Here is an 11266-nt window from a genome sequence, read left to right as displayed (position 1 = left end):
AAATGTGTTGTGAACAAAAGAAAAGTACTTATGTGTCAGGTTTATCAGGTTGACATAGTTATAAAGTTAATTTACTTGAATTCGTCCATTATAACATATTTATTCCTTATTAAGGACAACAGGATTGCTTTTTAATACTGAAAATTAATTAAATAGTTTTTAGTTTGTCGTTGAAGTTTAGTTGCGGTAGGAAAATTAGTAATCATGATTACCAAAAATTAGTTGTAATTCAATGAAATCTAACTTACTTTAGCGAATTGAAAATCATTTAATAACTGTGAAAAAAATCTTAATCACTGGTGGTGCGGGCTTTATTGGCTCTCATGTAGTTCGCCGTTTTGTTAATAACTATCCCGGGTATGAAATCGTTAATTTAGATAAACTTACCTATGCGGGTAATCTGGCTAATTTAACCGATATTGAAAATAAACCAAATTATAGATTTGTAAAAGAAGATATTACAGACGCTAACGCGATGTTTGATCTGTTTAAAACAGAAAACTTCGATGCAGTAATCCACCTGGCGGCAGAAAGCCATGTAGATCGTTCTATTTCTGATCCAACAGCTTTTGTGATTACCAACGTAATTGGAACTGTAAATTTATTAAACGCTGCCCGCGAGTATTGGAAAGGTGATTACGATAAAAAACGTTTTTACCATGTAAGTACTGATGAGGTTTATGGAGCCTTGGGTGAGGAAGGTATGTTTACTGAAACCACTGCATATGATCCACATAGCCCCTACTCAGCGTCAAAAGCAAGTTCCGACCACTTTGTAAGAGCCTATCATGATACTTATGGTATGGATTGCGTGATTTCTAATTGCTCTAACAATTATGGCTCGCATCATTTTCCAGAGAAACTGATTCCACTAGCCATTAATAATATCAAAAATAATAAAGCTGTTCCTGTTTATGGTAAAGGTGAAAATGTTCGCGATTGGTTATGGGTAGAAGATCATGCAAGGGCAATCGACGTGATTTTCCATAATTCGAAAACTGGGGATACCTACAATATTGGTGGACATAATGAGTGGAAAAATATCGACTTGGTCAATTTACTTTGTACGATCATGGATCAAAAACTAGGTCGTGAACCTGGGGATTCAGCTAAACTTATTACATACGTAACCGATCGTGCAGGCCATGATTTACGTTATGCTATTGATTCTAGTAAGTTGCAAAATCAATTAGATTGGGTACCAAGTTTACAGTTCGAAGAAGGTTTAGCCAAAACGGTCGACTGGTATTTACAAAATGAAGACTGGTTAAACAATGTAACTTCTGGCAATTATCAATCGTATTACGAACAGCAGTACAGCAATAAATAATGGAAATTGAACAAACAGGATTAAAAGACTGCTTGATTATTAAACCGAGGGTATTTGAAGATCCAAGGGGATATTTTTTCGAAAGTTTTAATCAAAATACTTTTGAAGAAAAAACAGGTTTATCAGGAAGGTTTGTTCAGGATAATCAATCTTCCTCCTCTTATGGTGTGATCCGTGGTTTACATGCGCAAATAGGAGAGTTTGCACAGGCAAAACTGGTGCGGGTAACCAAAGGTGAAGTATTGGATGTTGCCGTTGATGTACGCCCGAGCTCACCAACATATGGTAAACATATTGCAGTACGTTTAAGTGCTGAAAATAAATTGCAACTGTATATTCCCAAGGGATTTGTTCATGGCTTTTCAGTATTAAGTGAAACCGCTGAGTTTTTATATAAATGTGATAATTTTTTCAATAAAGCTTCAGAAACTGGGGTAATCTATAACGATATGGATTTGAATATCGATTGGTTAATCCCAGAAAAAGATAAGGCCATATCGGATAAAGACCTGCTTCTAAAACCTTTTTCCGATTTACAGCATATATGAGTAAAATATTAGTTATTGGTGCTGGCGGGCAATTGGGCCAGTGTTTAAAAGTAGTTGCAGAACGAAGGGGAATTATAGAAATTGTTTTTCCTGCTGAGCAAGATGCCAATATTTTAAATGAGAGTGGTTTAAATACTCTTTTAGCAAAAGAAAATCCTGCTTATGTAATCAACTGCGCAGCATATACCGCAGTTGATAAAGCAGAAGATGAGGTTGGTTTAGCTAAAGCCATTAATGAAACTGGCGCAGCTTATCTTGCCTCGGCTTGTTTGGCCAATGACGTAGCACTTGTACATATTTCTACCGATTTCGTTTTTGAAGGAAATGAAGTGAAATTGCTTAAAGAGGAAGATGAAGCTAGGCCGATCAATATTTACGGAGTAACTAAATTGGATGGTGAAAAAGCTGTTGCTTCAATACTACCTGCGTATTTCATTATTCGTACCAGTTGGTTATATTCTGAATATGCCAATAATTTCGTAAAAACGATGTTAAAGCTTGGCGCTGAACGAGATGAGCTTAATATTATTGCCGATCAGGTGGGTACACCAACTTATGCCATTGATTTGGCAAATTCTATTTTTGATGTGATTGCTAGTTCCTCAAAAGCTTATGGCATATATCACTATAGTAATGAAGGCGTAACCTCATGGTTTGATTTTGCTAAAGCAATTTTTGATATCAATGAAACAAGTGTTAAAGTAAATCCCATTCCAGGATCTGCTTATCCAACTAAAGCTACCCGTCCGGCATTTTCGGTAATGGATAAAACTAAAATAAAAGAAACTTTTAATTTGGAAATCCCTTATTGGAGAGATAGCCTGGCAGAATGTATAAAACAAATTAATAATAGATAAATAATAAGTTGTTAGCTTGAGTATTCACTCAAATCTAATGTCTCAAATCTCAAATCTAATATGAAAGGTATAATCTTAGCTGGTGGCAGCGGAACACGTTTGCACCCCTTAACTTTGGCTTGTAGTAAGCAAATGATGCCGGTTTACGATAAACCGATGATTTATTATCCCTTATCAACCCTAATGCTGGCTGGTATAAAAGAAATCCTCATTATCTCTACCCCTCACGATTTGCCTAATTTCGAGAAATTATTAGGTGATGGGGCTTCACTGGGCTGTAAGTTTAGCTATGCAGTACAGGCTGAGCCTAATGGTTTAGCACAGGCCTTCGTAATTGGTGAAGAGTTTATAGGTAAAGATAAAGTAGCACTGGTGTTAGGTGATAATATTTTTCATGGTGATGGAATGGCAAAATTATTACAGGCCAGTTCAGACCCTGACGGCGGTGTGGTATTTGCATATCAGGTAGCAGATCCTGAACGTTATGGCGTAGTGGAGTTTGATGCTAATAAAAAAGCCATTTCCATTGAAGAGAAGCCACTTCAGCCAAAATCAGATTATGCAGTACCTGGATTGTATTTTTACGATAATGAGGTAGTCGAAATTGCAAAGAATATTAAACCTTCCTCACGAGGTGAATACGAAATTACCGATGTAAACCGGATTTACTTAGAAAGGGGTAAATTAAAAGTAGGTGTATTGAGCCGAGGTACGGCTTGGTTAGATACGGGAACCTTCACCTCTTTAATGCAAGCAGGACAATTTGTACAGATCATAGAAGAGCGACAAGGTTTAAAAATCGGATGTATTGAAGAGATTGCTTATCGCATGGGTTTTATCAATGCAGCGCAGCTTAAAGCTATCGCCACCCCTTTGGTTAAAAGTGGGTATGGTAGTTACTTGTTGAAACAGATTAAGTAATCCTGTTTAGCATATTATCCTTATTAATCGCCGATAAATACAAATGTTTTTATTGGCGATTTTATTTTTATGCTCTGTCATCCTGAGGGATAATTTATTGTATAAAAATCAATATTAGTGACGTTATCCATCCGCACAGTCTTTCCTCGGCTCGCCGCCGCCGATGGGCTCTTTCTTTTTGCTGCCAAAAAGAAACAAAAACCACCAGCTGAAAATTTTTCTTTCGAAGTCAGTGGTATGGCTTGAATAGTAGGCACCGAAAAATTTGTTAGGACGGATTACGTAGAACGGGGAAATGATGCTAAGGCCTAGCTGGCTGGAAACGTACATCTTGCATAATGCGCTCATTTTAAACATTATAGACTAACGTCAATTATCGCGCAGCGAAGAATCTTTACAGATGCACATAAAAATGTAAGATTCATTTAAACATTACGCTGCTCCGACTCTGTGTGCTTTGTGCTTTTTTCTCTGTGTGCTTTGTGGTAAAAAGATTGCCAGCATTGAATCAAGCACAATTAAAGCATTCTTGATTTATCTTATCTTATCTTTGCCCCATCACCGAAAGAGAAATGAATAAAAAAAAGCAAATTGCCATTATAGGTTTAGGTTATGTCGGATTGCCACTTGCAATAGAATTTGCTAAAAAATATAAAGTAATTGGTTTTGACACCAATGAAAGTCGTGTGGCTGAATTAAATCGATTGGTAGACCGTACACATGAAGCCAATCTGAACGACTTGAAAAATGTGTGCAATTCAGCAAATAGTGATAATGGCTTAACTTTAAGCTCGAGCTTACCTGATCTAACAGCTTGTACGATATATATCGTTACCGTTCCAACCCCTATTGATCATCTTAAAAGACCAGATTTAGAACCTTTGCTTGCTGCCAGTAAAATGTTGGGCATTGTGCTCAAAACAGGGGATATTGTGATTTATGAATCTACGGTTTATCCAGGCTGTACCGAAGAAGATTGCGTGCCTGTTTTAGAGAAAATTTCAGGCTTAAGATATAATAACGATTTTTTCTGTGGTTATTCGCCAGAGAGGATTAATCCTGGCGATAAGATCAACACACTTACTAAAATTAAAAAAGTAACATCGGGCTCTATTCCTGTTATTGCAGAGGAGGTTGACCAACTTTACGCGTCAATTATTACGGCAGGGACTCATTTAGCGCCTAGTATTAAAGTTGCAGAAGCTTCAAAAGCCATCGAAAATGCTCAACGAGATGTCAATATCTCATTTGTCAATGAATTGGCTTTAATCTTCGATCGTATGAACATTGACACAGCTGATGTATTGGCTGCTGCTGCTACCAAATGGAATTTCCTTAATTACAAACCAGGTTTGGTAGGCGGTCATTGTATTGGAGTAGATCCTTATTATTTGGCACATAAATCGGAGTCATTGGGCTACAAGCCAGAAGTAATCCTATCTGGCCGAAGGGTAAATGATAACATGGGGATGTTTGTGGCCAATAAGGTGATCAAAATGTTAGTAGCCAAAGATAAGGTCATTAATGGAGTTAAAGCACTCATCTTGGGTTTTGCGTTTAAAGAGAATTGCCCTGACACCAGAAACACTAGAGTGATTGATATTTATAAAGAACTTGTCTCTTTTAGTATGCAGGTTGATGTGTATGATCCATGGGCCAATGCAGCTGAAGTGAAAGCAGAATATAATATTCAAATGATTAAAAATGATGACTTTGAGTATTATGATGTGGTTATTTTAGCAGTAGCTCACCAGCAATTCTTACATATCGATTACGCTGGTTTTAAAGCAAAAGGATCAATTATTTTCGATACGAAATCCTTCATCAACAGGGATTTGGCAGATGCAAGGCTATAATATTGCTGATATTTGTTTACCCCTTCTGTACCTGTTCTTTATCCCTTGTTGCTACCAGGTTAACCCCAGGGTTACCTATTCTTTACCCATTTATTACCTAAAAGGTAAACAAACAATATAAAAATGGCGGATATGAGGAAATGTCTAAAATAGCAAAGGGCCTGGCTAGTGTGAGCTTGGTAAGAAGAATGGGTAATGATCAACGTTTCCTGCTTAAGGGCGTAATAAAGCCAGTCACCATTTTAAAATCGCTTATCAACCAAATAAATTATTCTGTATGTTTGTAACTTATAAAAATTATCAATGAATATGAAGGTTGCTTTAATTACAGGTGTTACAGGACAAGATGGAGCTTATTTGGCGGAGTTTCTGCTAAAAAAAGGTTATTTCGTACACGGGTTAAAGAGGCGTTCATCATCATTTAATACTGATCGAATTGATCACCTTTATCAGGACCAACATGAGCAAGATGTGCATTTCAAATTGCATTATGGTGATTTAACTGATTCTACTAACCTAATCCGTATTATTCAGGAAATACAGCCTGATGAAATTTATAACCTTGCGGCAATGAGCCATGTGCATGTAAGTTTTGAGATGCCTGAGTATACTGCCAATGCAGATGGCATTGGGACCTTGAGACTTTTAGAGGCCGTACGTATTTTGGGTTTAACCAAAAAAACCAGGGTGTACCAAGCCAGTACTTCAGAATTATATGGTTTGGTTCAGGCTGTTCCACAAAGTGAAACTACGCCTTTCTATCCACGCTCGCCATATGCTGTTGCTAAGATGTATGCTTATTGGATCACCGTAAATTACCGTGAGGCGTATAACATGTTTGCTTGCAATGGTATTTTATTTAATCACGAAAGCCCGTTAAGAGGCGAAACCTTTGTTACCCGGAAAATTACCAGGGCTGCTGCTAAAATTGCTTTAGGTCTACAAAAATGTCTTTATCTCGGTAATTTATCCGCTCAAAGAGATTGGGGGCATGCAAAAGATTATATTGAAGCCATGTGGTTAATTTTACAACAAGAAAAACCAGAAGATTTCGTTATAGCTACAGGTATTACCACCACTGTTCGTGATTTTGTACGTATGAGTTTTGCTGAGTTAGGTATTGATATCGAATTTTCTGGAAAAGATGAAAACGAAAAAGGGGTAATTATTGGTTTAGATGAAGAAACTTTGGCACAAAATGGATTGAAAAGTGATAAATTATTTTTAGGTAGCACAATTGTGCAGGTAGATCCTAAATATTTCAGGCCAACAGAAGTCGATTTGTTGTTGGGCGATCCAACCAAATCTAAAACGCAGTTGGGATGGGAGCCTAAATATGATCTGGCTGCTTTAGTTAAGGATATGATAACTTCAGATCTTCATTTAATGAAAAAGAATGAATATTTAAAAGAAGGCGGATTTAAGACTTTAAACTATTTTGAATAACCTTTTACCTGAGGTTAGCTATAAACTTATTTATGAAGAGATCACTTCGACTATTTGTCTGATTTAATCTACTCTTTATAGGAAAACTGTATAAAATGCCTTAGATTTATGCAGTTAATTTGAGTAATTATCTTTTTCCTTTCAATTATAAATGAATAAGGATTTAGTTGATATGTTTAGTATTAATGTTGAGTGAATTAATTTGATATTTCCATTTATAATATATGTTCAGTTTCTTTAGTAAGAAAAATAAAGTTACCGATATTTCATGGCTTGGTGTTGATATACACTCACACATTTTGCCGGGAATTGACGATGGTTCACCCGATGTAGCCACTTCTGTTAGATTTGTGAAATCACTTACAGAACTTGGTTTTGATCAATTGATTGCTACCCCGCATATATTAAAGGAATTATATCCTAATACGCCAGAAAGTATAAATAAGGCCAGACGGGATTTGCAAACAGCACTTGATCATGCTAATATTTCGACAAAATTAGGTGCGGGGGCAGAATATATGATTGATCAGGATTTTACTTTAGATCAAAATTTATGCTCACTAGATCAGAAACATTTGTTGATTGAGATGTCTTATCTTTCTGAAAGCCCAAGCATTAGTCAAACCATATTTGATGTTGAAATTAAGGGCTATAAGCCTGTTTTGGCACATCCCGAGCGTTATACCTTCTATTTTAGAGACAAGAGCCGTTTAAAACGCTTTAAAGAAAAAGGCTGTTTGTTACAGCTGAATCTTTTGTCGGTTTTGGGATACTATGGTAAAGATGTAAAACAACTCGCAGAATCGCTTTTAAAAGAAAAAATGTATGATTTAGCAGGTACTGACTTACATCATGATAAACATTTAAATACGTTAAAAGAGGCGATACAATCCGGTAAACTTTATGATTTAATTGGTTCTTATGACTTTAAGAATCAGGAAATATTTGGATCGGTTTTGATCTAATATTTATTTATACCTCACTAATTCAAAATTGACATCATTTTTATAATTAACGCTGAAATTAAACTAGTTATAATTAATCTGAAATTATGCTTTTTAGATATTACAATTAAATGATTAAGTTTGCAAGCTGTTCATTATACACCATAATGTTAGAACAGATTTATACCTATGAATAAAAAAAATAATGTGAATAAGGGATCGAAGCTGATTGTTCTGTTTTTTATGATTACCCTTAGCTTTTCTTGTGTAAGTAATAAAAAAATTGCTTATTTTCAAGACATTCAGTCTGTTAAACAAGCCAAATTAGATAGCGCTATTGCTTTTACAGAGCCTGTAATACAACCAGATGATATATTAAGTATTAACATCTTTACCCTTAATCCTCAAAGCGGTGCAATCATTAATCAAGCCGCTTCAACTCCAGCACTTGGCGGCAATACGAATTCCAGTTTAGCCGCTCAGAGCACTGGTTTTCTAGTTGACAAAAATGGAGAAATTGAGCTTTCGCTTATTGGAAAACTAAAAGTAGCGGGTTTAACAACCTATCAGGCGAGAGAAATGATCCGCGAAAAATCTACTGACATTTATAAACAACCTAACGTTCAGTTGCGCTTTGCTAATTTTAAAGTGAGCGTTTTGGGTGAAGTAAATTCGCCATCTGCCTATACCTTACCAAACGAAAAAGTAACAATTTTAGATGCTTTAAGTTTAGCTGGGGATCTGACTATTTACGGCAGGAGAGAAAATGTGTTGATTGTTCGAGATAATAATGGTAAAAAGGAATTTGCTCGGTTGGACCTCAATTCCAGCAATATTTTTAGCAGTCCGTTCTATTACTTAAAGCAGAATGATGTTGTTTATGTAGAACCAAATAAACGCAAGGTTTCTGCTTCAAATTCTGCTCAAATCCAGACTATTGGTGTAATTGCCTCAGTAGTTTCGGTTATTGTTTTGGCCATTTCTAACTTTAAATAATAGTAGCCATTTAAATGAATAATCATCAAGAAATGAATATCGTACAAGACCATGAAGAGGTTGAAATTAATTTTAAAGACATATTTAATAAACTTTTAGATAAATGGACGTGGTTTGTAATTAGTATTTTTGCTTGTTTAATAGTTGCATTCATATATGGCAAATATACTGCTCCAGCCTATCAGATCAATGCAAAGTTAATTGTTAACGACGATCAAAAAGGTGGTGGGATGGCAAAACAGGCTGGAGCGCTCATGGATCTAGGTGGGCTGATGGGGTCTAAGAATTCCGTTGACAATGAGGTGGAAATCTTAAAAACTAGATTTTTGATGGAACAGGTTGTTAGAGAAATGCAATTAAATATTGTGTACTCAAAGAAAACGAATCTAGTTAGTCGTGAATTGTATCAAGCGCCATTTAAAATAAATATTATTAAGGGGGTTGATACAATTGTAACGACAAAATTGGATATAGTCAAAAAAACTGCAAACAAGTTTTTGGTCAGTACTAAGAATTTTAAAAAAGAAGTTGGATGGAATGAGCAGTTTAAAGTTAATGGAATAGGTATGTTGCAACTTGAGTCAACTCAATTAGGTCAATTTGATGATAGTGAATACCATGTTATCATTAGTTCAATTGATTCTAGAGTCGCTTCACTTATGGGGCAATTGAGCGTTGCAGCGAGCAACAAACAGGTTAGTATAATTGATTTAAAATTGTCTTATCCTTTACCGAATAAAGGAGAGGATATTTTGAATACCTTAATTAAGAAATATACACAATCCAATTTAAATGATAAAAATGCGGTTGCGGACAGTACTTACAGATTTATCAAAGAAAGATTAAATGTAATTGCTTCAGAGCTGGGAGATGTAGAAAATAAGGTGGAAACATTTAAACAGCAAAATCAGTTAGCTGATATGAGTGAGCAGGGAAGATTATTAGTCCAAAATTCTGGCGTATTTTCTTCTGAATTGGCTAAGGCAGAAACCCAAGTTACGGTAATCAATGATCTGGAGAAATATTTAAAGGACAATCAAAATAATAAGCGCGCATTCCCTTCGTCTCTGATACCCCAAGATATGGTGTTTTCTAATATTATGCAAAACTATAACTCTTTGCTCCTTGAACGAGAAAAACAGTTACTTGGAGTTACGGAGCAAAGTCCTTTCATTCAAAATATAGATAAACAAATTGCTGAATTACGGAGTAATATGCTCTCCAACATTCAAAATACAAAAAAATCGGCTTTGTTCACAAGAGATAAGCTTCGAAGCCAACTCAATACAGCCGAAAATCAGATCTCTGGCGTTCCTCAGGTAGAAAAAAATTATCTGAAACTTGCCCGTAACCAGCAGATTAAGCAGGAATTGTACATATTTTTGATGCAGAAAGCCGAAGAAACCAATATTTCCAAAACAGCGAATATTTCAATAGCTAAAACTATTGATCCTCCAAAGTCTGATGTAAGTCCGATTAGCCCTAAGAAAAACACTATATATCTTGTAGGTCTAGTAGTTGGATTAATCTTTCCCATTGCTTTAATCTTTGGACAAGAACTGCTTAATACAAGTATTAAAACAAAGGAGGAGATTACTTCTCTCACAAGTGTACCAGTTATAGGAGAAATTAGTCACAATTCTATTGATGATAACCTAATTGTAGCCAATCAAAGTCGTTCAGCTATTTCTGAACAGTTTAGAGCTCTACGTACAAATCTTTCCTTTTACTTAAAAACAGAAAAGGAGAAAGTGATACTTTTAACTTCTAGTATGAGCGGCGAGGGTAAGTCATTTACTGCAATTAATTTGGGAAATATACTTGCTTTAGCAGGGAAAAGAGTATTGTTGATGGAATTAGATTTACGTAAGCCGGGACTCTCGGCTAAATTAGCGGTTCGCAATGATATGGGTTTTAGTAATTTCACCATAAGCCCTTTAATAAAAATGGCCGATATTGTTAAACCTTTGTCAATCAATAAAAATATGTTCATTATTTCTTCTGGGCCATTACCGCCCAATCCAGCAGAGACTTTAATGAATGAACATGTCCCAAAATTAATTGAAGAGTTAAAAAAGGAATTTGACTATATTATTATGGACGCTCCTCCAGTGGGAATTATTGCTGATGCTCAGTTACTTTCTAAATATGCTGATGTAACTCTATATCTAGTAAGACAAAAGATCACACAAAAAGATCAGATCAAAATTGTTGAAGAATTATATCAGACCAGAAAAATGAAGAACCTAGGGATTGTCGTTAATGATATCGTAAGCAAGTATTATGGTTATGGTTATGGGTACGGGAATTATGGCCAAAGTTCTAACGAGAAATGGTACCAAAAGATTTTTAAAAAATAATTTAAAGC

10 protein-coding genes are annotated in these 11266 nt (G+C 35.6%); 9 read left to right on the top strand and 1 reads right to left on the bottom strand.

Annotated elements, in window-relative coordinates; all coding sequences use genetic code 11:
• The first annotated feature begins 277 nt into the window (after positions 1–277).
• From rfbB to rfbA, 4 genes are read left to right on the top strand one after another with little or no spacing between them, the layout of a single operon-like run.
• A complete protein-coding gene (rfbB, locus tag R2R28_RS14505; RefSeq protein ID WP_316826404.1) occupies positions 278–1330 on the top strand; it encodes a dTDP-glucose 4,6-dehydratase in 1053 nt (350 codons plus the stop codon).
• The gene (rfbC, locus tag R2R28_RS14500) at positions 1330–1878 is read left to right on the top strand and encodes a dTDP-4-dehydrorhamnose 3,5-epimerase (RefSeq protein WP_316826403.1); all 549 of its coding nucleotides are present in this window, start codon (positions 1330–1332) and stop codon (positions 1876–1878) included. The genes rfbB and rfbC overlap by 1 nt, the downstream gene beginning before the upstream one ends.
• Entirely contained in the window at positions 1875–2735 is an 861-nt protein-coding gene (gene rfbD, locus R2R28_RS14495; RefSeq protein ID WP_316826402.1) for a dTDP-4-dehydrorhamnose reductase, read from the top strand. The genes rfbC and rfbD overlap by 4 nt, the downstream gene beginning before the upstream one ends.
• Before the next feature lie 60 nt (positions 2736–2795).
• On the top strand, positions 2796–3656 hold the full coding sequence (rfbA, locus tag R2R28_RS14490; protein WP_316826401.1) for a glucose-1-phosphate thymidylyltransferase RfbA: 861 nt from the start codon (positions 2796–2798) through the stop codon (positions 3654–3656).
• A 123-nt stretch (positions 3657–3779) separates the two neighbouring features.
• Here the strand turns inward: rfbA and R2R28_RS14485 are convergent, their stop codons facing one another.
• The gene (locus R2R28_RS14485; RefSeq protein ID WP_316826400.1) at positions 3780–4004 is read right to left on the bottom strand and encodes a hypothetical protein; all 225 of its coding nucleotides are present in this window, start codon (positions 4002–4004) and stop codon (positions 3780–3782) included.
• Between the two features lie 224 nt (positions 4005–4228).
• Between R2R28_RS14485 and R2R28_RS14480 the strand changes: the two genes are divergently transcribed.
• The 5 genes from R2R28_RS14480 to R2R28_RS14460 all read left to right on the top strand — a co-directional run bounded on the left by R2R28_RS14480 (position 4229) and on the right by R2R28_RS14460 (position 11258).
• On the top strand, positions 4229–5512 hold the full coding sequence (locus R2R28_RS14480) for a nucleotide sugar dehydrogenase (RefSeq protein WP_316826399.1): 1284 nt from the start codon (positions 4229–4231) through the stop codon (positions 5510–5512).
• A 309-nt stretch (positions 5513–5821) separates the two neighbouring features.
• Positions 5822–6958: a GDP-mannose 4,6-dehydratase gene (gene gmd, locus R2R28_RS14475; RefSeq protein WP_316826603.1), complete on the top strand. Its 1137-nt coding sequence runs from the start codon at positions 5822–5824 to the stop codon at positions 6956–6958.
• A 224-nt stretch (positions 6959–7182) separates the two neighbouring features.
• Positions 7183–7923 (top strand): tyrosine-protein phosphatase, encoded by a 741-nt coding sequence (locus R2R28_RS14470; RefSeq protein WP_316826398.1) that lies wholly within the window; start codon positions 7183–7185, stop codon positions 7921–7923.
• 168 nt (positions 7924–8091) lie between these two features.
• Positions 8092–8898 (top strand): polysaccharide biosynthesis/export family protein, encoded by an 807-nt coding sequence (locus R2R28_RS14465; protein WP_316826397.1) that lies wholly within the window; start codon positions 8092–8094, stop codon positions 8896–8898.
• 14 nt (positions 8899–8912) lie between these two features.
• Positions 8913–11258, top strand: a complete 2346-nt coding sequence (locus R2R28_RS14460; protein WP_316826396.1) for a polysaccharide biosynthesis tyrosine autokinase — start codon at positions 8913–8915, stop codon at positions 11256–11258.
• Positions 11259–11266: the final 8 nt, after the last annotated feature.

The sequence above is a fragment of the Pedobacter miscanthi genome (assembly GCF_032678605.1).
Taxonomy (GTDB): Bacteria; Bacteroidota; Bacteroidia; order Sphingobacteriales; family Sphingobacteriaceae; genus Pedobacter; species Pedobacter miscanthi_A.
Note: the sequence above shows the minus strand (reverse complement) of the source record. Positions and strands in the feature narration are given on the sequence as shown.